Raw genomic sequence first — 21,762 nt, 5'->3', positions numbered from 1 at the left:
TCGGTGTTACCGCAGGATCACCGACTGACTGCCGACCGCGGCGATCGGATCGGTCTTGACGTGCACGACCCCACCACGATCGTTCGGGTCGAACCACCAGCCGTTGGCCGCACGATCGAGGTCGTCGCGGCTGGTCCGTTGGGGCAGTGGGCCATTCGAGGTATCGACGGCGGTCGGGGACGAACCCTTGTGCACCGAGAGTTGGTAGCGACGGACGTCGGGTTTGCCGTGATACGAACCCGAGCTGGCGCCGATGGTCACCTCGACCGGGCCGGACTCGGACGCGCGCACGGTGAAGTTCTGCGTGGCCTGCTCACCCCGCTGATAGCCCCGGGTCACGCCGTCGTCCTCGGTCAGCGTGAAGCTGCCCTCGCCCTTCGGGTAGATGTCGAGATCCAGCACGCTCTTGTCCCGGGTCCGCCACGACTGGGTGCCCTCCGGCCACATCGGCACCACCGCGCCCGCCCGCACGAACAGCGGAAGGGTATCCAGCGGAGCGCGATAGCCGTCCACGGTGGTCGGTCCCGTCCAGGAGCGCCCGGTCCAGTAGTCGATCCAGGTGCCCTCCGGTAGGTAGATCCCGTTTCGCACGTCGGCATCGTTGTACACCGGGGCGACGAGAAAGTCCTTGCCGGAGAGGAATTCGTAGCGTGCCTGATCGCCCCAGGTCGCCGGATCGTTCGGGTACTCCAGCGCGAGCGGCCGGACCTGGCCGACGCCGGTGCGATTCGCCTCGACCGAGTAGGAATAGGTGTACGGCAGCAGTCGTTCCTTGAGCTGCAAGTACTTTCGGTTGATAGAGGTGTACGGCTCGCCGTACCGCCACGGCTGCTTGTCCTTGGGCGCCCACCCGTCCATCGACATGATGGTGGGCAGGAACGCCTTCCACTGGAGATCCCGGGTGTACGTCTGCGGACTGCCGTCGAAGATGCCGTCGACGTCACCGGTGTTGTACGCGATGCCCGACATCGTCGAACCCGCGTAAGTCGGAATCTGCCAGCGAATGTAGTCGTAGGACCCGGACTGGTCCCCACTCCACAGCACCGCACATCGTTGCGCGCCCGCCCAGCTCACCGGCGTCCAGACGAAACCCCGTGCGTCGCTGTTCTCCTCGATGCCGCGGTGCGCGCTGTCGCAGCCGTCCAGCGCGAACTGGTAGCCGGGACCCACCCAGGCCACGTCCAGTTTGCGCACCCGCACCCCGGCCTTGACCTCCTCCGCCTGATGCGGCAGCCCGTCCTCGGTCCACAGCCCGAGTTGCATCTCGCGTTTGCGCAGACCCTCGCCGACCTGCTGCAAATTCTCATAACCGCAGCCGTATCCGTCGTTGACCAGCATCCAGCCGTTGGGCATCTGGTTCTGCACGTACCCGTCGGCAATGGCGAGGGCGTCGAGGGTGCGCCGTTCGCCGCGATTGGCGTTGTGCAGGTAGCAGTCGGAGTCGCCCATCTCCAGCCCGTAGATCGGCGGCAGGAAGGGCCTGCCGACCAGTGCGGTGTAGGCGGAGATCACACCCTTCGGGCCGTCGCCGACGACGTAGATCGCATCGAAGCGGCGTTCCTGATGGGTGGTCCGGGCCGGATCGGTGAACGAGTAGCTGCCTGGTGCGAAGGTGTTGCGGAGCACGCCGTAGCCCTTGCTGGACAGATAGAACGGCTGCGAGTTCGGTGCGCCGCCGTCGTTCCAGTTGTGGTCTGCAAAGATCTTGATGGTCTGGTCGCGGTGGCTGAACCGCCCGTTCTGTTCGCCGCCGCCGAAGAACTGTTCGCTCGGTCCCCGGCCGAGACTCTGGGTGGTCGTGTCCTTGGTCCAGGACAGCGGTGCCGTCTCGGCCCAGATCTCTTTGGCATCGGCGCGGTCGTACAGGGCGAAGCGCAGGGGAGACTTGTACGCGCGCAGGGTGAGATCGGTGGTGGACAAGGCCCAGTAATCGCCCTTGTCGGTGCGGGCCGGGACGACCGGGGTGTCCTTCGTCGGCAGCACGATCTTGTTCCCGGCCGGGTCGGTGAACTGGCCGTCGGGAGCCAGCTGCACGCGTACCGCGCCGGGCTTGGGGAAGCTGACCCGGACCGCGGCCGGACCGGACTTCAAAGTGGTTGTCGCACCGTCCTCGACGACCCCACTGAGCTCGGCGAGCTTGCCTGCCTCCGGGTCGGCCCCGGCCGTTGGTGTGCTGACCAGGCTGCTGGCGACCACCAGCAAACCTAGGGTGATATGCGTGATTCTGCGCATTTCAGGAACCTTTCACGCGCGAACGAGCATTGGATGTGTCATATGTATAGCGCGGGCGGGTCGAAGTCGTTGCGAAATTGATTGGGCAGCAACGTTATTCACGAAACGTTCACCTGCTGCGGTCTATCGGCGCGAAACATATTGGGACGCAAAGGAACCCCGGTGCACGTTCGTGCACCGGGACCGAATTCGGGGCGGATATCGGCTGTTACTCCACCGTGCGCCGACTATTCACGCTGACCGTGTCGATATGGCATCGCCGTTCGTCGAGGGCTGTCGGCTGAGAAATGCGTCCGCCCGCTCCGATATAGACGACATGGGGGTCGAGGCAACTCTGCCTTCCGGCATTGCGGAAGTCGATCGTGGTGTCGGAGAACAGCAGTGGACCGCCGTATTGCGCGTTGTCCCACGGCTCGACGGCGAAGAGCGCCCGGTTCTGGGCTTGCCCGCGCATATTGATCGAGTACCGCACCGAACCCGATTGCCCGGTGATGGTCTGCTGCCACCTGCCGCTCGCCGGGTCCAGCGCGATGTCGATATCGAGGACCTCACCCACCTTGACCGACATCGCCGTTCCCGAATGGCATCCCTCGTACCGGGGATCGTTTCCGACATTGACGTACTGTCCGGAAATCCACCACGTCGAGTAGGCGGGCGGCTGCCGGGTCGGCGCGCAGCTCGGTCCCCAGGTGAGCACGGGTTGCAGGACACCGAGGCCGATCGGCTCGTAGTTCCTGCCGTCGGGGCGGGGCTCGACGCCGGGCCACAGGAACAGCGTGCCGACCCGCGGCGGCTTCGGCGGCACCGTGAAATGTGTTCGCAGCCGGACGATCTCGTTGTCGACCGGAACTCGGAAATCCACGGCGGAGGTGCCGTCCGGCTGGAGTTTATCCGGGCCCCGGTCCGAGCCCGGCCCGGCCGGCGCCGACGTCACCGGCACGGTGGGCGAGGGTTGGGTGACGGTCGGCGGCTGCGCCAGCGAACTGGGCAGGGCGACGAAAACCGTTGCCACTACCGCGAACAGCGCGGTGACATAGCGTGCCGCACGTCGATGGGTGGGTTTCATGACCAAGTAGAACCACACCAGGACGGCCATCTCGACTGAGGAACAACTGGGGACGGGATGGCCGCCGGGGGCCGATGCGGGCCGCCGCCTCGCTACTCGAACAGCACGCAGGTGGCGGCGGGTACCTCGAACGAGGCCGAGGGTGCGGCAGGCAGGCCGGTGAAGGGGTCGAGATTCAAGCAGGTCACCGAGTTCGACTTCTGGTTGGCCGCGTACAGCCGCCGCCCGTCCGGGCTCAATGTCAGATCCCGGGGAAACTTTCCGCCGCACGGGGTGGTGCCCAGCGGGGCGAGGAACCCGCCGCCCAGCACGGCGAAGGTCGCGACATTGTCGTGGCCACGGTTGGCGAGGTAGAGGAAGCGGCCGTCCTTGGCGACCACGGGCGCGGACGGGTAGTTCCGGTCGCCGCCGCCGTTCAGATCCGCGGGCAGCGAAAGCCCGGCGCGCAATTCGCCGCGCTCGGCCTGCCACTCGCAGACGGTCACCGTGGAATTCAGCTCGTTGGCGAGAAAGACGGTGCGGCCGTTGGGGTGGAATGCCAAGTGTCGCGGGCCGCTGCCCGGTGTCATCGCGGCCTGTGCGTGCCGGTGCAGCTTGCCGTCGGCCAGTCGGTAGACGTAGATGGAGTCGACGCCGAGATCGACCACCAGCACCCAGCGGCCGGAGGGGTCGATCGACACCTGATGCGCGTGCGGCGCGGATTGCCGATCCGGGTCCGGTCCAGTGCCGGTGTGCTGGACGACATCGGTCACCGCGCCGAGCCGTCCGCCGTCGGCCACCGCGAGCACGCTGACGCTGCCCGAGGTGTAGTTCGCGGTCAGCACGTAGCGACCGTCGGGGGTGACGCACAGGTGAGTCGGCCCCTCTCCTTGCACGGCAACGGTATTCAACACGGTCGGCCGGGAAGACCGCACATCGACAGCGGTAGCCGTCCCGGCGCCGGAACCCTCGTTGACCGCGTACAGGTAGCGCCGGTCGGGCGACATCGCCAGGAAGGACGGATCCGCCACGTCCACAACCGTTTCCACGGTCAACCGACCGGTGCGGGGGTCGACGGCGGCGACGCCGATGCCGGATCCGCCTGCGCCGCTGGAGGTATAAGAACCGAGGAACGCGCGCGTCCCGGTTGCCGCTCCAGCCGTGCCGGGTCGCGTTGTTCCGGTCGTCACCGCGACGCCGACACCCGCCGCGCCCAGCAGGCCGAGCAAGCGCCGCCGTCCGAATTCGTTATCGCGCACCGGTTTCTCCTTCCGCCCCGCGGCCGTGTCCCGCGTTCGGGCCAGAATGTCCCAAGTTATCTCGGTTCGCAAGTGGCGCAATTGATATTGCATAGAGTGCAATCTCGGACGCCTGCTGTTGCGTATTCCATCCGCGTCAGGTTTCTGGACGCGGGTTCCGCCGCCGGACGATATCAAGGACATCGTCGAATGGTCGCCGATGTGCTGGGTAGGGACGGTTTCCGGGAGCCGTGGCCGAGCTGCCAGACCGTCGAGTGGGGAGATCCGCAACGCCGCCGGTCAGCGCCGGTGCGAGCGGCGAAAATGCATGGCGCGCATAGCTTCCCCAGTTGAGCCGGCCTGGACGCGGACGTGGTCAGCGGGGAATCTGATTGCGGTCATCATCCAATCTATCTCGGCATCCTCGGTGCGATGCCTCCAATGCACTACTGATTCAAGACAGGCGGTTTGAGACATGTCGACTCTCGTCAGCGTTATGGATACCGTTAATTTCATTGCCGCTGCTTCCGGTTCCAGTGAGGATATCGAATCGCTCAGCGGCGGCGGATCGTCCACCGGCTCCCTCGGCACCGGACTGGATCTGCTCAAATTGGTTGTCAAACTTCTCGGTCACTTGTCCTGACCCGGAATTCGCGATATTCAGCGCGGCGGCAACGGTCGTCGCGCTGATGTCGCGAGCATTCTGTCGACGTACCGCCGTCCCGGCGGTGATCGCCTCGGTGGCAAGGCCTTTCGCGGCCAGTGGCGGTGCCCCTGCTCGGCAATGAGCGTCCGATCGAGCTCGGTAGTGAGGTTCAGATGTCAATGATGCATTCGTCCATGCGCTACGTGGCAACCGCAATCGTGACCGTCGGTGTCGCCGTCGGGTCCGCTGCCGTCGCCGCCCCGGCCATCGTGCACGCCGCACCGGCCGACTGCGCGGAGACGTTCAACCTGTTCATCCCCGGCACCTGGGAAACCAATGAGGCCGCCGACCCCGCGCAGCCCATCGGCATGCTCAAGCCGATCGCCGAGGCGATCCAGCGCCAGCAGGGTCCGCAATCCGACATCTACTTCACGCCCTATATGGCGCGCGCTTTCGACAACGGCTACACCTACGCCGACAGCAAGAACACCGCGCTGACCAAAGCGCGGACAACGCTGCGTGCCTACGGCACCCGCTGTCCCGCAGCGAAATTCACGCTGACCGGTTACAGTCAGGGCGCCGACGCCGCCGGTGACCTGGCCTCCGAGATCGGCAACGACCGCGGCCCTGTGCCCGCCGACCGGGTTCTTGCCGTCGGGCTGCTCGCCGATCCAGGAGCGGGCACCAAGGGCGAGATCGCCGTGGGTCCACGTACCGCGGGCACTGGCATCGCCGATCCCCGGCCGCAGGGCATGGGCAAGCTCTCCGGACGGGTCACCTCGATCTGCGATCCAGGCGACCTGTACTGCTCGATTCAGAAGAACCTGAACCCGCTGCTCGGGAAGCTGGGCTCGCTGCTGAGCACGATCCCCAGCGAATCCAAGGTGGCCACCGCGCTGACCTCGGATTTCTCCAAAGCCGACTTGCCGGGCATCGGTAATGCGGTCGGTGAGCTGGCCGCCGGACTCACCACCCCCGGCGGCATCGATCTGGCACGGGTCCGCGCCAAAGCGGACAAGCTGGCCAACACCATCGATCCACTCGCCGACCTGATCGACTCCGGCGCGGCCAACCGCACCGCGGCCCGACTGGCCGCCGCCCCCGCCGGATCGGCCGAGCACAACGCGGGCGAGGTCCTGCTCAAGGCCGGAGAGTCCGACCTGGCGGCCGCCACGGCCGCGGTGAAAACGATCGAAGACACCGCCGCCCAGCTGTTGGACCGGGGAGTCAGCACGCTCCAGGAGAACTCACCGGACGCGGCGGCGCTGACCACCGCCGCCGAGGCGCTCAACGGTCAGGTCGCGCCGCTGGTCTCCATTCAGGTCGACGTCCTCGGGTCGGCCTCGGACATCCTGTCCCTGCTCAAACCCAGTGCGCTGGTGAATCAGTCACTCGATGTCGTCGCCAACGTCACCGCACTCGACTTCCCGGCGATCCTGCGCAATCTGACTCTCCTGGGCCAGAAGGTGGCCGCGATGGACGCGCACGGCGCCCACCAGGTCGCCGGGGAGCTGAACAACCAGTTCCAGCCGTTGGTCAAACTGATCGCGGGCGCTGACGTGAAACAGATCTCGCAGGTGCTGTCGGCAATCCCCAACTCGCAGGGCTACATTCAGTTCGCCGCGCTGGCGACCTCGATCCTGTCCGGTGTCGATGTCCTCCGGCTGGCGAATATCGTCGGTCGGATCCAGGAAGTCGCCTGGTCGGTAATCGAGAAGCTGGTCCCGCCACCGGGACAGCAACCCGACCTCGCTGGCGCGGCGGCCGCGTTGTCCGGCCTGCTGCCGGTGGGTCAAGAGCTGGCCTCGGTCGCGATCGGCCCGCTGACGAGCAAAGTGCAGGCCCTGGACCTCAGCGACCTGGCCGCGGCACCGGCCCAGGCGCCCCGAGGGATCAACTTGTTCGCCCTCATCGGCGACGGCCTCAGCGCCGCAAGCTTTTTCACCTCCAGCGCGCACATCAACTACGGATCCCTCGTCGTCGACAACAAGGGCCGCAACGCCATCCAGTGGCTCGGTGACTGGCTGAACCAGGAGATCGGACGCGCCAACTGATTTCCCCTGGCGCGTGTCGGTCAAAGGCTCTGGCTGCCGGGCATTTTGACTAGCATCGAAGTATGCGGATTGCTGCGGCGCAGGCCCGTCCTGCCTGGCTCGACCCAACGGCCGGAACGAAGATCGTCGTCGACTACCTGACCCAGGCCGCCACGGCGGGGGTGGAGCTGGTCGCGTTTCCGGAGACGTTCCTGTCCGGCTATCCGATCTGGCTTGCGCCCACCGGCGGTGCCCAATTCGACCACCCCACCCAAAAGGCCGCCTACGCATACTATTTGGATGCCGCCGTCACCCTGGACGGCCCACACCTGGCCACAGTGTGCGAGGCGGTCGCCGACCTCGGCGTGTTCTGCTACCTCGGCATCACCGAGCGAGTACGCGGCACGGTGTTCTGCACGCTCGTCGCCATCGACCCGGCTCGCGGGCTGGTCGGCGCGCACCGCAAACTGATGCCGACGCACGAGGAGCGGATGGTCTGGGGCCTCGGCGACGGGCACGGCTTGCGCGCGCACGAGGTCGGCGGGTTCCGCGTCGGCGGCCTGTCCTGCTGGGAGAACTGGATGCCACTGGCCCGGCACGCGCTCTACGCCGACGGGGCCACCCTGCATATCTCCACTTGGCCGGGATCGATCCGCAACACCGAGGACATCACTCGATTCGTCGCCATGGAAGGCCGGGTTTACTCCCTGGCCGTCGGCGCCGTCCTCGACTACGCCGACGTACCGTCCGGCTTCCCCCTCCGCGACCAACTTCTCGCTCTCGACCAGCCCGCGGGCTACGACGGCGGCTCCGCGATCGCAGCCCCGGACGGCACCTGGCTGGTCGAACCGGTGACCAACGAGGAGCGCCTCGTCATCGCCGACATCGACCCCGCCGAGGTAGCCCGCGAGCGCCAGAATTTCGACCCCACCGGTCACTACGCCCGCCCCGACGTCTTCGCGGTCACCGTGGACCGCCACCGCCGCACCGCGGCAACCTTTCTGGACGACTGATCCCCGTGCGCCGACGGACTGTTACGCGTCGGCGGTGACCAGATTCCGCTCCGGCTCCGCTGCTGGCTGGTCGTCGTCGGGGAGTTGCGGGTCGCGGCGGGACCGCAGATAGACCCATTGCAGCAGGCCGATTCCGGCGAGACCGATGACGGCGGTCGCGATGCCGACCTGCCAGCCCGGTGGGCGCCAGGTGAGGGTGAGGACGGCGTTCTCGGTGCCAGCGGGGATGTCGACGGCGAGGAAGGTGTTCGCCACCGTGGTGGTGGGTAAGTCATTGCCGTTCAACGTGATCCGGTGACCGGGCCAGGCGAGACGGGCGAACACGACGCGGCCACCGGTGGGGGAGCTGACGCGGGAGTCGACAGTGAGGCTGTCGCTCGACGTGGAGGTGGCAGCGACTCCGGCGGTATGGGCGATCACGCCGTTCTTGGTGGAGAGGAGACCGTCTACTCGCTCCAGTACCCAGATGTAGCGTTCGTGGCCCGGGTAGTCGACCCACTTCCAACCCGTCGGCGCGGGATGGTTGCCCGCGTCGGGGTACTGCGCGCGGTGCAGCACGACCCGGTCGACCTTCATCAGGTCGACAATTGTTCGGCCCGTGGACGGTTCGGGGGCGAAAGCGCGGCGGAACGCGTCGGTGCAGGTGCTGCCGTCCCAGGCCATGCACAGCATGCCCGCGAACGGATGGTGGCCGATGGGGGTATAGCCGTTGACGTACTGCAGCCCGAGGTTCTTGGCGTAGTTGCCGATGGCGAGTGAACCGTAGGCGTTCGCGAGGGTCTTGTCCTCCGGTCGCAGCACCGCGCGGTCGGCGAGTTGCAGGGTGACGCCGTCGAAATCGGGGAAGGCCGCGGTCATCGCCGAACGCCGTTCCGGGAAGTCGTAGGACATCGGCGTCGGCGGCGCGGCCTGCACCTGGGCGTAGGCGATCGGGAACATGGCGACGATGATCAGTGCACACCCCGCCGCCATTCCCCGGCTGCGGGCGAGCCACACCACTGCGGCGCCGATCGCGGCGACCGCCACCACCGCGACGAGATGGCGCACCACGATCTGCGGGGCTGCCGAGAAGGACCGGATGAACAGCACGCCGATCAAGATGCCCGCGGCGAGGGCGCGCCTGCGCAGCGAGGTGAAAGTGCCGTAGCGACTGAGCAATACGCACACCAGGACGAGCAGTGCGACGGCCAGGATCGGCAGCACCCGGGCCGGCCAGCGCAGCGGGCCGATCGCGCCCGGCCCCGCGGTCCACATCAGCACCGCCGTCGCGAACAGCGCGATCCCGCTGAACTCGCGCACCGACTCCCGTGCCGCCTGCCAGCCGATGAACGCCAGCGCCGGGATCAGGAACCACGCGATGTAGACCATCGGCAACGGCTGGACATGCCCCCACCAGGCGGTGAACGCGGGCGTCGTGCTCGGCAGGCTCGCATTGAGCGATTCCGACCACGGCACCGTCAGGAACGGATCGTTGTGGATCTTCGCGTTGCCCCGCCAGGTCACCTGCGAGGAGAGGATGCCGGGCAGGTTGGCGATCATCGCCGCGAGCGCGGCACAGCTCGCCGCCGCCAGCAGCCGCGCCGACGGTCCCCACCGCCGCTGATAGATGACCTCACCGACGGCGACCGTGACGATCATCAACGCCGCTTCGACCGCGGGAAAGGCGTATTGGACCGTGAGCGTCAGATAGAGGAAGACGAAGACCGGGATCGGGCCGCTGCGCCCGCGGCTGTAGCGCACCGCTGACGCCCAGGCATGCACCAGCCACGCCGTGGCGGTGTGTGAGGTCCACCAGCTGGCCTCGTCGAAGAACAGGAACCAACCGCTCAACGGGAAGGCGATGCCCGCGACCGCCGCCCACGGTGCTCGCGCGCCGTAGGCCAGGCAGACCCGGTACACCCCGAGCGCGGCGATGATCGAGACGACGAGCTTCACCACCGTGGCATACACGGCGAGGTTGTCCATCGACGGCGCGAGCAGATGGACCAGCAACTGCGGCGGGTTGTACAGCCCGGCCTCTTCCAGGCTGTAGTTGCCTGCCATCCATTCCCACGGCACCAGCGCGGGAAAACGCCCCTCCCGCAGCCGGGTGCCGATCATGACCCACATCGGGGCGTATTGGGCTTCGGTGTCGTCGGTGTAATAGTGCCGAGCGTCCGCGAGCAGGACAGCCACGTATCCGGCGATCACCCCGAGTGCGGTGATCGCCCCCCACTTCCGGCTATCTTTTCGCGATTCGATGACCGCACTTACTCCCACGATCGCCGGAGCGTAGGCGAACCGAGCCGACGGAGCAAGACTGGGGTACAGCGGAGTGGTGTGCGCTGTGGGCGGTCGATCTAGTGCTGGGTCCAGTCGGGTTGGGTGAAGTGCGCTACCCGGACGGCGGCATGGTCTCGGCCGAGCAGGACGACCTCGCGGAACTGCCAGAGCATCGCCCCGGTCGGCGCGTGAATCGTCATGCCGTCGCCGAGCCGCATCTGTAGCAGCCCAACCTCTTCCGGGATGGTGGCCGCCGCCGCGTCACCCAGTTCGGGTTGCCGCCGCGCCGCGTGCGGGGCAACCCAATGCGGTACATCGTCGGCGGCCAACCGGGCCAACTCCACCAGGTGGACGGAGTGGACCTCCGCAGGGCTGGGCCTCAGCTCAGCAGCATCGGGCAGCGCGGCGACGAAGGGCGTGATCACGAAACCCGATGCCGCGGGGAAGTCGTCGAGCCGACCGAGCAGGTCGGCGGGAGTGGCGGTCAGGCCGAGTTCCTCGTGCAGCTCACGTAATACGGCCTGCTCGGCGGTCTCGCCCTCGTCGAGCCGCCCGCCGGGCAAACCCCACTGCCCGGCATTGCGGCCGCGATATGCCCGCTTGATGACGACGACAGCGGGCGAGCCTTCGCGCTGTCCCACAACACACAGCAGCACCGCGGCCCGGCGAATGCCAGGGGCATCGGGAACTTCGGTGTGCGGGAACGCGTTCAGCCGAGTGCGCGCGAGCAGGCGGAAGTCGTCCACGGTTCCGGAGACGAACGGTCCGGTGGTAGGGCACATGCCCTCGATCCTGCCCTAACCTCCGGCCGCTACATCTTGGCGTATCGAGCCATGACGAAGCTGTAGAGGCCGTAGGTGATGATGCCCAGTCCGGCCACGATGAGCAGCGTCATGCCATAGGGCTGTGCCCCAAGGGTTTTCAACACGCCGTCGAGTCCGGCGGCCTTGTCGGGCTCGGCGCGGCTCGCCGCGAGGATCACCAGCACGCCGATCGCGGCAACGGCCAACCCCTTCGCGATGTATCCGCACATGCCCAACCGTCGCACCGGCTCGCCGGTGTTGCCTTCGAGATCTTTGAGAAACTTTTGGCTGGCTCCCTTATAGAGGTGGTAACCGCCGACCCCGATGATGATCAGCCCGCCAACGACGAGCGCGATCGTGCCTGCCGTGCTCTGCATCAACCGGGCACTGAATCCGGCACTCTCCGCACCGCTGGACTTACCGCTGCCGCGGGCGAATCCGAACGCGGAGAAAGCGAACGCGAAATAGATCACGGCCAGGGCGAAGGCTTTGCCGCGTCGGAACGCTTCGGATTTCTTGCTGTCGGCGTCGGGTTTGGACGCGCTGCCCAGCGCCGTTTCGGCCAGTCGCCACAGTGCCATCAGCAGGAACGCGATGGCGCCGACCCACAATGCGAAGACGCCACCCGGTTTGGCCGCCAATTCCGCCATGGCGCCGGAGTGGTCGGCGTTGCCGCCTGCACCGCCGATGGCGATTCGGATGGCGATGTAGCCGATGATCAGGTGGACGATGCCCGTCATGATGAAGCCCGCGCGAGCGAATCGCTCGAAGACGCTGTGCTGGACCATCTGCCCCGCACGGGCGGACACGGTGCCGGATGCCTTGGAACGGTTGATATTTGCCACGGTATCTTCTTCCAGTCGAACTGATCGTCGGGCAGATACCCGGCATCGGGGTCTCGAAACAACGGGCGTGCCGTGGGCGACCGATCGCTTGTCCCTCTCGGCCCCCGCGCGGCGGGCCCTACGCCGACAGTGTCGAACCATCGCCGGGCGAAATCTCGGTGCTGACCGTGCGGGCGACAAAGCCGGTTAATTTACAGCTTATTGATGTGGCGGTAATCGCCGATGTTCTCGCCCGGCGTTTACTGTGTATTCTGCGAACGAATACCATGTATTCAATGGGAGCGCGAGCTCTCCAATCCGGCGGAGCGACAACCTGTGTCGGATGCGCGACCATTTAGTGTAATAACCGGAATTCGCTATTCGGGCGTATCGCCCGAAATCGGGCAAACCGGTGAAAATGTCGGCCTCGAACGAAAGACCTGATCGATCGCGCGGCCCGACTCCCAGGAGCGTTCATGGCAACCCTCACCCGCGGCATTCGGGCCGACCGAGACAACGCCGATCGCAACGGTGTCCCCTCGTCGGCGGCCCCGGTGTATGTCAACCTCACCGACAAGGCGTTCCTGCGCCTGCATCACGGCTACGGCATGCCTGTCGTCACGCAGACGCTGACAATCCTCCGCACTCGCCTGACCGTGGACCAGCTGAACTCGATGCACGCATTGCTGAGGTCCGGGCCGTTGACCCGGCGGGTGCACCGCTCATTCGTGCCCTTCGCCCGAGCCCGATGGCTGCCTGCCGATACAGCCCTTCCGCTGTACCTGGCACCCGATCCGATCGCTGACGCCGACGCGTTGACGTGGGCGAACGAGCAGGCACAGTATCGCCTCGACCCCGATGCGGGATACGGGTGGCGACTGTCGGCGGCGCCGACGCGCTCCGGTGGCATGGTCGTCTGCCTCACCAAGTCGCACGCCGTCGCCGACGGCCATGCGGGATTGCTGGCCGAGGCCGGTCTGGTCGACCCCGCACTCGCCACCCAGCACGGCCTGGACGCCGAGGTCGGCCTGCGGGACGAACTCGCCGACGGCGCTCGTCGCGGCATCACCGTTGCCCGGCAGGCGATCACGGAGGTGCGCAGAGCCGCGCGCGACCCCAAGCATCGCGAGGCCGTGCGCGCGGCACTGTTCGCCAGGGAGCCGGAGCCCGAACCCGACCCGCGCGGTTGGCGCGAGCAGTCGGTCGTCGTCACCTTCGATGCGGCGCAATGGTTATCGGCGGCGGATCGCGACGGCGGCACAGCCAACACGTTGTATCTCGCACTGACCGCCGACCTGCTGCGACGCTGCCCCCTCGTCGACAACATTCCGCCGGTGCTGACGCCTGCCGTGCGCATCCTCCGGGAGCACGATCAACACGATGCGAATTCCTTTACCCGGGTGCCGATCGTGGTGCAGCGAGAATGGCTGGACAGCCACGATCTGACATCGCTGCGCGCGGCCAGCAAGGCGGCGTTCGCGGCCGTGGCGACGGTCGGCTCCGGTGTGCTCTCCCGGCCCCGCCAGCTGCCGCCCGATCTCGTCGACGTCCTGCCCGAGGGCGTTGTCCACCGGCTCCTCGAAAAGGTGCCGGTCACCATCGGAATGTGTTCCAACATGGGAAATCTGGATGCCTTCATCGCGCCGCAACTCCGTGCGCACGCACCGTCGCTACACATGAAGAGGGCGGTCGTCCAGGGCATCGACGCGCCACGCGCCGCCGCGCAACCGGTTGCGCTGGCGACATGGCTGTCGGAAGCCGACGGGAAAATCCACTGGGCACTGGAAAGTCTCAAACCCGAAATGGCACACACCGCCGCGGAATTGGCCGACCTGGCGACAGACATCGCCGCCTCGTGGGGACTGCGCCCGCTGCACACCTACGTCGGTGATCTGACGCGGTAAACGTCTCAGCCTTGAAACAGCTTGAGCAGGTTCACGATAAGGCGGTCCAGGCCATAGGCGAACGGCGCGGCGACCCACAGCCACGCGAAGATCAGCAGCGGAATGCGCCGTGGCGGAGCTGGTTCCGGGCGGTCGAGTTCGGTCATGCCGGGGTCCCCTCCGGGTGGACGGCCTGCGCCGGGACTTTTCGATGGTATTTCGTCGCGACGGGGCGAATCAGTTCGTTGGCGACGAAGCCGACGCAGAGCAGCGTGATCATGATGGCGAACGAAGCGCCGTACAGTTCGGGACCGGTCTTCCCTTGCCGCGCACCGGCATCCGCGATGGCATTGACGATGAACGGCCCCGCGATGCCCGCCACCGACCAGGCGGTGAGCAGTCGACCGTGGATCGCGCCTACCTGATAGGTCCCGAACAGGTCCTTGAGATACGCCGGAATCGTCGCGAAGCCACCGCCGTAGAACGACAGGATCACCATCGCACCGACGATGAACAGCGGCTTGTTGGTCTGGCCGACCGACCACACCAACGCGTAGGCCAGCGCGCCGACACCCAGATAGATCCGGTAGACGTTCTTGCGGCCGATCACGTCCGACAGCGACGACCAGCCGATCCGCCCGGCCATATTGGCCGCGGACAGCACCGCGACGAAGCCCGCCGCCGCGACGGCCGTCACCGGCGTCGAGGTCGCTTTGAAGAAGTCGATCACCATCGGCGCCGCCTTCTCCAGGATGCCGATGCCCGCGGTGACGTTGAAGCACAGCACGATCCACAGCAGCCAGAACTGCGGCGTCCGGATCGCGTCATTGGCGGCGACGTCGTGCTCGCTGATCAGTTTCGCCGTTTTCGCTTGCGGCACCCAGCCTTCCGGCTGCCAGCCCGGCGGTGGTACCCGGACGAGTAGCACGCCGACGGACATGAATATCGCGTACGTCACGCCCATGACCAGAAAGGTTTCGGCGATGCCGACGTGGTCTCGGCCGAATGTCGAGAGCAACTGGGTGGTCCACGGTGACGCGATCAGCGCGCCGCCACCGAAGCCCATGATCGCGAAACCCGTTGCCATGCCGGGCCGGTCGGGAAACCAGCGGATCAGCGTGGAGACCGGGGAGATGTAGCCGATGCCGAGCCCGATGCCGCCGACGAACCCGTAGCCGAAGACAATGAGCCAGTAGGCATTCGTGGCCGCGCCGAGGGCGGAGATCAGCAGGCCGGACGAGAAGCACACCAGCGAGACGGTCATCGCCCAGCGTGGGCCACGGCGCTCGACCAGCGTTCCGCCGAAGGCAGCCGAGAGTCCGAGCATGACGATGGCGATCTGGAAGGGGAGGGCGCTGCCGGTCCCCGAGATGTGCATCGACTTTTCCAGGGGCGGCTTGAACACGCTCCAGGCGTAGGCCTGCCCGATGGCGAGATGAATGGACAGCGCCGCGGGCGGCACCAGCCAGCGGCTCCAGCCCGGTGGTGCGATGACACGGGAATACCCGGTGGTGCCTGCGTCGGCGACTGCGGTCATGCGGTGATCTCCACTCTTACTGTGTGGCGATCATATGGCTCGCGAAGGATCGTGATGAGGGTTCCGTGACAACAATATTCAGGCAGTGCCGGTCAGCTGTTCGGGGGACTGCTCGTGCAGGTGGGGCGCTCGGCGTGGCTCGGATCCAGTGCGTTGAGGACGAGTTGGGCTGCCACGGTGTCGTAGGGGAGCAAGGTGTGCTCGGTACGGTCGCCGGGGCAGTAGTCCTGGATGACGTGATCGGTGGCATTCGGGGCGGGCAGGTATCCGCTCGTGTACGGAATCACGAATTCGTCGTTGCTGGTGATGATGTCGGTGTAGGTGACCCCGGGAACGGCCGCACCGCCACTGGTGAGTTTCGCTATGAAGGCCGAGTCGTGCTGAATCTGCAAGCAGGGTGGGCAGATCGGGCCCATGAGGGCATCCACGGAAAGCGGTAGCCCCTGTTCGGTCGCACGCTGAGTGAGCAGGGTCGCGGACTCGAGCGTGTTGGTGCCGTGCCACAGGGTGCCGAGCGAAATGAGACGGTCGATCTTGTCCGCGCCGCCGAGGAATTTCGCGTAGTAATCCGAAACCAGGCTGCCCTGCGAGTGATCGACGATGTCGACGTGATCCGCGCCGGTGGCGGCCAGCACGCGGTCGGTGAAGTCGCCCAGTTCTTGCGCACCGTGCTCGATCGGTGTCATCCCGCCTACCAAGCCGAGCGGTGCGGGTGTGTTCGGGAGCAGACCGTAGGTCAGCGCGAAAACGCAGTAGCCGTTGTTGGCCAGTAAGGGGGCGAGGGCCGACCAGTCCAGCAGCCGCGTGTTGCCGCCGCCGTGCACCAGCACTACCGGCTCGGCGTGCAACGTGCTTGGCTTGCAGGCCCAGTCATTGGCACCGAGCGGCGCGGCCGCCGGATTCCGGGCCTCGGCGACGGCCGCATCGCGGTATTCGTAGGAGACGGGATAGTGCGGTCGCGCAGATGGCTGTGCACTCGCGACCGCGGGTGACAGCACGAACCCGGCGCACACAACGGCAACGGTCACCCGGACAACCTGCGATAAGCGCACGACTGACCCCTTTCGACGGTCAGTCCAGGATGAGGCCAACTAAACAGACCGGCTAGTTGGAAAACTGTAGATTTGATCACCCTGCCAGCGGAAACGCGCGCACGCCCCGCACGCGGCTGCGGGGCGGGCGGCATTCCGGATCAGGCGCCAGCGGTCACCGGGTAGTGGTCGGACAGGTTGGTGTAGGTGTAGTCCTTGCCCTGGCTCGACACCGTCCAGGCGGGGGCCGTCTCTTTGACGACGTGGTTCTGCCAGCTGGCGGGCTTGGCATGCCCCTTGCGGTGCAGCACGTAGTCGAGATCTTCGCGCGGGTCGCTCGGGTAGCGGTAGGACGCGATCGAGTTCTCCTTGGTATCGAAGGAGAACTGATGTCCGGTCCGTGCGGTGGCTGGTTCGAGCCGAGCGTCGGCCAGCATCGAGTCGTACTCGGCGCTGCGCGAGTCGACGTTCAGGTCGCCCGCCAACAGCACCTGCTCGTCGGCCGGGATGTGCTTCGCGTCGAGAAAGGCGTTGATCTCCTTGAACTGCAGCGCGCGATCACGCGCGGCCTCACCGGCACCACAGCCGGGATCGGTCGACTGGGCGTGCGTGCCGACCACGTGCACCCTGCTGCCGTTTACCGCGAGCACCACGTAGGCGATGCCCTTGTTGGCCCACCAGTCGGCGCCGCAGGCATCGGCGAAGATGAACTGTTCCTTGCGCAGGATCGGCCACTTGCTGAGGATGCTGACCCCGCCGTCCTCGGGTGTGGTCGCGGTGTACTTGCCGCCGGTGGCGTCCCAGCCGTCCTTTGAACGGCCGACGATCGGTGTCTGGTGCGGGTACTCGGCGGCGGCCTTGGCCTTGAGCGCGTCGGAGGCCTCGTTGTCGAACATCTCCTGCAGCACGACGACGTCCTTGCCGTGGAAGAAGTCGGCCTTCGGGATCTCGGCTGCCCGGTGGTCCTGCCCCCAGTTGGGGTACAAATTCTTGCTCATCAGGAACGTGTTGTACGTCAGCACCTTGAGCTCAGGGGTGGACGCGGGTGCGGCGGAGGCCTGCGGAGCACCCACCATGAGGGTGGTGGCGAATGCTGCGATGATGCTGAGCCGGGTGGGCTTGAATAGCGGCAAGGCACTTCCTCGAGTCTGGTAGATCCGGATATAACGGACGTGATCCGATCAAGCGCGAATGACGCGTTCATGACGCCGTCATGATCAGCCAACGTCGGATCGATGTCCGGCCGGGCCGAATCCGCCTGCCGCGGCCCCTTTCTCACGTTCATCCCGGAGCCCGCTGCGGAAGGGCTCCGGGATTCCGTTGGACGGTAAGGTGGTTCAGCGCTGGCGGGCGTGGGTGTAGGCCCGGCGTGCGGTGCCACTGGCGGGGTCGACGGTGTAGGCGTCGAGGGTGAGCGTGTTGCGGCGGATCTTGGCCATCATGAAGCCGAGGCTCGAAAAGTCCTGCCAGAACGACGGGTTGGTGACGCGTGAACTGCCGTCGCCCTTCTTGGCGGAGGCGCCGCAGACGATCTGCTGGGTGCCCCGGGACGCGCCCGCGGTATCCAGGATCTGCATGGTGTGGTCGTGGCCGGAGAGGATGTAGTCGGCCCGGCCGCAGACGACCTCCTCGAACAACTCCTTCAGGTGTTTGCCACTCATGTAGTCGCCGGTGGTGACGCCGTCGTAGGCGCCCGCGTTGCCGTGCTTGCCGTTGTTGCGGTACGGGTGATGGGTCAGCACGATCTTCCACGTCGCGCGGGACGCGGTCAGCGCGCCGTCCAGCCACTGGCGCTGCTGCCGCATGTACGGGCCGTTCCACTGGTAGTTCGGGTCGGTCTGCAGCACCGTCGAGGAGACGGGAACGGTGTCCAGCGCGAAGAACTCGACCAGCGGGTCACCAGCCGCCGGGAGGGCGACCTGGTAGTACCGCGACGGCATGTACCAGCGGGGTGAGCGCTGATGGTAGGCGACCTCGTGGTCTCCCTTGCTCGGATCGCCGCCGCTGCCGGGAAAGATTCCGCTGCAGTCGTGATTGCCGAGGACCATCAGCCACGGCACATCGATGCCCGCGTTGGGTTGTTCGAACTTGGTCGAGAACTCGTCGTCGTCCGGGCTTTCCGCGCCGTCCTCATAGATGTTGTCGCCGAGCCCGACCGCCAGCGATACCCCTTCGGCCTGGCAGATCCGCTTCGCCGCGGCGGCCACCGCGCGCTGCCCCGCCTCGCCGGTGCCCGCGTCGCCGGTGATCAGCACGTTGATGTCGGTGCCGGTGGGCATCGGAAACTTGCTGTCCGCGTTAGCGATACCGGGCAGCGTCAGGCTCCCGGCCAGCACGCCCGCCCCGATGAGCAGGGTGCGTCTGGAGATCACCTGATGGTCGTTCCGGTCGTCCATTTACCGTTTCCCCTCGTCTGGTGAATGAGGAGACAACGTTTAACGGGGCCGAACGAACTGCACACGCTGAACATGGGACGAATCCCCCACTTTCGGGCAAACAGGAGGTAGCGGGCGGTGTTATTGCCGCGGGCGGCTAGCGCAACTCGGCTACCTGATGCTTCGATCAACTCATGACGGACAAGACCGAACCTTCTCGTGTGGTGAGCGCCAGCCGTGAAATCGCGGCGAAGCCGGAACAGATCTTCGAGTTGATCGCCGACCCGGTACAGCAGCCGCTGTGGGACGGCAACGAGAATCTGGCGAACGCCGCAGCGGGACAACGGGTGCGCGGGGTCGGCGACATGTTCACCATGACCCTCACCAACGGCGCCGTCCGCGAGAACCACATCGTGGAGTTCGAAGAAGCCCGTCGCATCGCCTGGTTCCCCGCCGAGCCCGGCCAGCAGCCGCCGGGCCATCTGTGGCGCTGGGAACTCGAGCCCCTGGACGAAACCCGCACCCGCGTCACCCACACCTACGACTGGTCCGAGTTGACCGACGAGAAGCGCCTCATCCGTGCCCGAGCCACCACGCCGGACAAGCTTCAGGCCTCCATCGACAGACTGGCCGAACTCGCCGAACGGCTGTGACATAACAGGTCCGCCCCACGACGGACCGTCTTACAGATCGTCTTCGTCCGGAGCGTTACCGGCGGCCCAGATGCCGCGGACGTGGCCGATGTGTTTGCGGAGGAAGCGCTCGAGCTCCTCGTCTCGGTGCTGTTCGATCAGGTCGAGGATGGTGTGGTGTTCCTGCGCGGATTTGTCCAGCTCGCCGCGCTCGACGAGCGCGGCCAGGCCGAACAGGCGGGTTTGGGCGCGTAGATCACCGACGATCTGGGACAGTCGCGGGTTGTGGCAATAGTCCAGCAGCATCAGATGGAATCGGCGGTCGGCGTCGACGTATTCGACGAGGTCGCCGCGCTTGGCCGCCTCGACGATCTTGTCGGCCTGATCCCGCAGTCCTGGGATGTCGGATTCGGGAATGGTGCCTGCGATCGAGCGGACACTCGGCGGTTCCAGCAGCATCCGGATCTTGGCGATCGAATCGAGGTCCGCGTCGGAGATCTCGGTGACCCGGAAACCCTTGTTCGGTACCGAGATCACCAAGCCCTGCTTGACCAGGTCCAGCATCGCCTCGCGGACCGGGGTGGGGGAGACCCCGAAGCGCTCCGACAGCCACGGCGCCGAATAGAGCACCCCGGGCTCGAGCTCACCGGAGATGATCGCGGCACGCAGCGCGTCGGACACGTGCTCGCGCAACGTGGGCCGCTTGGGTATGTCCAACCGTTCGATCATCAATGCGCTCCGGGTTTCTCCTATGTGCGAGCACGACCTCTATCAGAATAATTCGCTTTCAACATTGTTCAGTTTCGAGTGCCGGTAGCTGAAGGCGAGGTACACCGCCAGACCGAGCAGCAGCCAGACCAGGAACCGCAACCAGGTGACCCAGGTGAGGTGGCTGATCAGCCACACCGAGAAAACGATCCCGATCAACGGCACCACCGGCACCAAGGGGGTGCGGAAAGCCCGCTCGACATCCGGGCGTGTCCGGCGCAGCCGCAGGACGCCGAGCGCCACCACGATGAACGCCATCAGGATGCCGACATTGGTGAGCTCGGCGGCTTCCCGGATCGGCAGGAATCCGGCGATTAGGGCGGACACGATGCCGACCGGCCAGATCACCCGGGTCGGCACCTTGCGGACCGGGCTGGACTTGCCGAAGTACGACGGCAGCAGGCCGTCTCGGCTCATCGCGAAGCCGACCCTGGTCACCGCGAGCATGTTCGCGAACGCCGATGTGGTGACGCCGACGACGGCCCCGACCGCGATGACCAAGCCGAGGATGCCCATCCCCACCGTGTCGAACGCGCTGGAGAACGGCGATGCGACATTGATATCGGTGTAGTTGACCATCCCGACGATGACCAGGCAGACCAGTAGGTAGACCACCGACGCGATGCCGAGACTGATCATGATCGCCTTCGGCATCAGTTTCTTGCCGTCCTTGGATTCTTCCGCCGCGGCACTCATCGCGTCGTAGCCGTAGACCGCGAAGAAGGCAAGGGCCGCACCGGATACCGCGCCGCCGACGCCGAACGGGAAGAACGGCTGATAGTTGCCCGCCTTGATATGGAATGCACCCGCGACCACCACGATGGCGACGATGACCATCTTCAAGGCGACGAGTCCCGTTTGTACCCGGGCGGATTCGCGGGTGCCCCGGGAGAGCAGGTATGCCAGCAGCAGGCAGAGCAGGACCGCGAAGAGATCGACCTTGTGCCCGGCGCCGGTGCCCGGCGCGCCGAGTGCCCAAGTGGGCAAGTCGAATCCGATGTAGTGGGTGATGTAGTTCAGATACCCGGACACCGCGATCGCGACAACCGACACGATGGCGGTGTATTCCAGCAACAGATCCCAGCCGATCATGAAGCCGATGATCTCGCCGAGCGCGACATAGGAGTAGGTGTAGGCCGAGCCCGCTCGCGGGACCATACCCGCGAATTCCGCGTAGCAGAGGCCCGCCGCCCCGGATGCGATGATCGCGATGGCGAACGAGATGAGCACGGCGGGGCCCGCCACCTCGTTGGCCACCACACCGGCCAGGGAGAACACGCCCGCCCCGACCAGTCCGCCGAGGCTGAGCGCGACGAGTTGCCACAGACCCATGCTCTTCTTGAAATCGCCTGTATCGGTGACGATTACCGGCATTCTTCGCAGCACGCCACGCTTGGTGAGCGGCGGGCGCGCGGGTCTGGGGACGACGGTCTTCATTGA

18 protein-coding genes are annotated in these 21,762 nt (G+C 66.3%); 5 read left to right on the top strand and 13 right to left on the bottom strand.

All coding sequences use genetic code 11. From position 1 onward, the window contains the following. Positions 1-6: 6 nt before the first annotated feature. From KV110_RS32215 to KV110_RS32205, 3 genes are all read right to left on the bottom strand, one after another. Positions 7-2,232 (bottom strand): glycoside hydrolase family 31 protein, encoded by a 2,226-nt coding sequence (locus KV110_RS32215; RefSeq protein WP_218470937.1) that lies wholly within the window; start codon positions 2,230-2,232, stop codon positions 7-9. A 208-nt stretch (positions 2,233-2,440) separates the two neighbouring features. Then, entirely contained in the window at positions 2,441-3,328 is an 888-nt protein-coding gene (locus tag KV110_RS32210) for a hypothetical protein (RefSeq protein WP_218470936.1), read from the bottom strand. A gap of 62 nt (positions 3,329-3,390) precedes the next feature. Further along, complete coding sequence (locus tag KV110_RS32205; protein ID WP_218470935.1) at positions 3,391-4,536, bottom strand: lactonase family protein; 1,146 nt, start codon at positions 4,534-4,536, stop codon at positions 3,391-3,393. A 454-nt stretch (positions 4,537-4,990) separates the two neighbouring features. Between KV110_RS32205 and KV110_RS32200 the strand changes: the two genes are divergently transcribed. The 3 genes from KV110_RS32200 (at position 4,991) to KV110_RS32190 (ending at position 8,207) form a co-directional block, all read left to right on the top strand. Next, positions 4,991-5,158 (top strand): hypothetical protein, encoded by a 168-nt coding sequence (locus KV110_RS32200; protein WP_218470934.1) that lies wholly within the window; start codon positions 4,991-4,993, stop codon positions 5,156-5,158. 185 nt (positions 5,159-5,343) lie between these two features. Beyond that, the gene (locus KV110_RS32195) at positions 5,344-7,215 is read left to right on the top strand and encodes a cutinase family protein (protein ID WP_218479175.1); all 1,872 of its coding nucleotides are present in this window, start codon (positions 5,344-5,346) and stop codon (positions 7,213-7,215) included. Between the two features lie 62 nt (positions 7,216-7,277). After that, positions 7,278-8,207 carry a carbon-nitrogen hydrolase family protein gene (locus KV110_RS32190; RefSeq protein ID WP_218470933.1) on the top strand — a complete coding sequence of 310 codons (930 nt, stop codon included), beginning with the start codon at positions 7,278-7,280 and terminating at the stop codon, positions 8,205-8,207. Between the two features lie 21 nt (positions 8,208-8,228). Here the strand turns inward: KV110_RS32190 and KV110_RS32185 are convergent, their stop codons facing one another. The 3 genes from KV110_RS32185 to KV110_RS32175 all read right to left on the bottom strand — a co-directional run bounded on the left by KV110_RS32185 (position 8,229) and on the right by KV110_RS32175 (position 12,060). After that, positions 8,229-10,466, bottom strand: coding sequence for a hypothetical protein (locus KV110_RS32185; protein ID WP_246634120.1), 2,238 nt, complete (start codon positions 10,464-10,466; stop codon positions 8,229-8,231). Between the two features lie 80 nt (positions 10,467-10,546). After that, positions 10,547-11,251 carry an NUDIX hydrolase gene (locus tag KV110_RS32180; RefSeq protein ID WP_218470932.1) on the bottom strand — a complete coding sequence of 235 codons (705 nt, stop codon included), beginning with the start codon at positions 11,249-11,251 and terminating at the stop codon, positions 10,547-10,549. A gap of 29 nt (positions 11,252-11,280) precedes the next feature. Next, positions 11,281-12,060, bottom strand: a complete 780-nt coding sequence (locus tag KV110_RS32175; protein WP_218479173.1) for a DUF1206 domain-containing protein — start codon at positions 12,058-12,060, stop codon at positions 11,281-11,283. A gap of 512 nt (positions 12,061-12,572) precedes the next feature. Between KV110_RS32175 and KV110_RS32170 the strand changes: the two genes are divergently transcribed. Beyond that, complete coding sequence (locus KV110_RS32170) at positions 12,573-14,000, top strand: hypothetical protein (protein WP_218470931.1); 1,428 nt, start codon at positions 12,573-12,575, stop codon at positions 13,998-14,000. A gap of 5 nt (positions 14,001-14,005) precedes the next feature. Here KV110_RS32170 and KV110_RS32165 read toward each other — a convergent pair whose 3' ends face one another. The 5 genes from KV110_RS32165 to KV110_RS32145 form a co-directional block, all read right to left on the bottom strand. After that, positions 14,006-14,146, bottom strand: coding sequence for an MFS transporter small subunit (locus KV110_RS32165; RefSeq protein ID WP_218470930.1), 141 nt, complete (start codon positions 14,144-14,146; stop codon positions 14,006-14,008). After that, a complete protein-coding gene (locus KV110_RS32160; RefSeq protein WP_218470929.1) occupies positions 14,143-15,516 on the bottom strand; it encodes an L-lactate MFS transporter in 1,374 nt (457 codons plus the stop codon). Before KV110_RS32160 ends, KV110_RS32165 begins: the two co-directional genes overlap by 4 nt. Before the next feature lie 92 nt (positions 15,517-15,608). Beyond that, a complete protein-coding gene (locus KV110_RS32155) occupies positions 15,609-16,544 on the bottom strand; it encodes an esterase/lipase family protein (protein ID WP_218470928.1) in 936 nt (311 codons plus the stop codon). A gap of 164 nt (positions 16,545-16,708) precedes the next feature. Then, positions 16,709-17,680 carry a sphingomyelin phosphodiesterase gene (gene sph / locus KV110_RS32150; RefSeq protein WP_218470927.1) on the bottom strand — a complete coding sequence of 324 codons (972 nt, stop codon included), beginning with the start codon at positions 17,678-17,680 and terminating at the stop codon, positions 16,709-16,711. 204 nt (positions 17,681-17,884) lie between these two features. Beyond that, positions 17,885-18,943 (bottom strand): metallophosphoesterase, encoded by a 1,059-nt coding sequence (locus KV110_RS32145; protein ID WP_218470926.1) that lies wholly within the window; start codon positions 18,941-18,943, stop codon positions 17,885-17,887. A gap of 173 nt (positions 18,944-19,116) precedes the next feature. Between KV110_RS32145 and KV110_RS32140 the strand changes: the two genes are divergently transcribed. After that, positions 19,117-19,575 carry an SRPBCC family protein gene (locus KV110_RS32140; protein ID WP_218470925.1) on the top strand — a complete coding sequence of 153 codons (459 nt, stop codon included), beginning with the start codon at positions 19,117-19,119 and terminating at the stop codon, positions 19,573-19,575. A gap of 30 nt (positions 19,576-19,605) precedes the next feature. On the opposite strand, the gene KV110_RS32135 is transcribed toward KV110_RS32140, so the two are convergent. Both KV110_RS32135 and KV110_RS32130 read right to left on the bottom strand, forming a co-directional pair. After that, positions 19,606-20,283 (bottom strand): GntR family transcriptional regulator, encoded by a 678-nt coding sequence (locus KV110_RS32135; RefSeq protein WP_218470924.1) that lies wholly within the window; start codon positions 20,281-20,283, stop codon positions 19,606-19,608. 42 nt (positions 20,284-20,325) lie between these two features. Continuing rightward, a complete protein-coding gene (locus KV110_RS32130; RefSeq protein ID WP_218470923.1) occupies positions 20,326-21,759 on the bottom strand; it encodes an amino acid permease in 1,434 nt (477 codons plus the stop codon). Between the last annotated feature and the right edge of the window lie 3 nt (positions 21,760-21,762).

This window comes from Nocardia iowensis (genome assembly GCF_019222765.1).
Lineage (GTDB): Bacteria > Actinomycetota > Actinomycetes > Mycobacteriales > Mycobacteriaceae > Nocardia > Nocardia iowensis.
This window is presented reverse-complemented; position numbering and strand designations above follow the sequence as displayed.

Bases quoted from the DNA above. Each gene is read 5' to 3' on its own strand.
- KV110_RS32195 (WP_218479175.1), top strand. From the start codon at position 5,344: ATGCATTCGTCCATGCGCTACGTGGCAACCGCAATCGTGACCGTCGGT.
- KV110_RS32145 (WP_218470926.1), bottom strand. From the start codon at position 18,943: ATGGACGACCGGAACGACCATCAGGTGATCTCCAGACGCACCCTGCTC.
- KV110_RS32140 (WP_218470925.1), top strand. From the start codon at position 19,117: ATGACGGACAAGACCGAACCTTCTCGTGTGGTGAGCGCCAGCCGTGAA.
- KV110_RS32130 (WP_218470923.1), bottom strand. From the start codon at position 21,759: ATGAAGACCGTCGTCCCCAGACCCGCGCGCCCGCCGCTCACCAAGCGT.
- KV110_RS32200 (WP_218470934.1), top strand. From the start codon at position 4,991: ATGTCGACTCTCGTCAGCGTTATGGATACCGTTAATTTCATTGCCGCT.
- KV110_RS32190 (WP_218470933.1), top strand. From the start codon at position 7,278: ATGCGGATTGCTGCGGCGCAGGCCCGTCCTGCCTGGCTCGACCCAACG.
- KV110_RS32135 (WP_218470924.1), bottom strand. From the start codon at position 20,283: ATGATCGAACGGTTGGACATACCCAAGCGGCCCACGTTGCGCGAGCAC.
- KV110_RS32170 (WP_218470931.1), top strand. From the start codon at position 12,573: ATGGCAACCCTCACCCGCGGCATTCGGGCCGACCGAGACAACGCCGAT.
- KV110_RS32215 (WP_218470937.1), bottom strand. From the start codon at position 2,232: ATGCGCAGAATCACGCATATCACCCTAGGTTTGCTGGTGGTCGCCAGC.
- KV110_RS32210 (WP_218470936.1), bottom strand. From the start codon at position 3,328: ATGGCCGTCCTGGTGTGGTTCTACTTGGTCATGAAACCCACCCATCGA.
- KV110_RS32180 (WP_218470932.1), bottom strand. From the start codon at position 11,251: ATGTGCCCTACCACCGGACCGTTCGTCTCCGGAACCGTGGACGACTTC.
- KV110_RS32160 (WP_218470929.1), bottom strand. From the start codon at position 15,516: ATGACCGCAGTCGCCGACGCAGGCACCACCGGGTATTCCCGTGTCATC.
- KV110_RS32165 (WP_218470930.1), bottom strand. From the start codon at position 14,146: ATGACCGAACTCGACCGCCCGGAACCAGCTCCGCCACGGCGCATTCCG.
- KV110_RS32175 (WP_218479173.1), bottom strand. From the start codon at position 12,060: ATGGTCCAGCACAGCGTCTTCGAGCGATTCGCTCGCGCGGGCTTCATC.